Origin of the sequence: Escherichia sp. MR (assembly GCF_005280595.1) — a bacterium.
Lineage (GTDB): Bacteria > Pseudomonadota > Gammaproteobacteria > Enterobacterales > Enterobacteriaceae > Escherichia > Escherichia ruysiae.
Genome location: NZ_SZVK01000161.1, coordinates 1 through 221, shown reverse-complemented (window position 1 = coordinate 221; position 221 = coordinate 1). Strand labels below are relative to the sequence as shown.

1 protein-coding gene is annotated in these 221 nt (G+C 58.8%); it reads left to right on the top strand.

What is annotated here, in order from left to right:
* Positions 1–221 (top strand): IS1 family transposase (locus tag FC814_RS22745; protein ID WP_227397399.1); only part of this gene is annotated, 221 nt, incomplete at both ends.

Sequence of the window (221 nt, the reverse complement as noted above, 5' to 3'; positions counted from 1 at the left end):
TTAAAAAACTCAGGCCGCAGTCGGTAACCTCGCGCATACAGCCGGGCAGTGACGTCATCGTCTGCGCGGAAATGGACGAACAGTGGGGCTATGTCGGGGCTAAATCGCGCCAGCGCTGGCTGTTTTACGCGTATGACAGGCTCCGGAAGACGGTTGTTGCGCACGTATTCGGTGAACGCACTATGGCGACGCTGGGGCGTCTTATGAGCCTGCTGTCACCC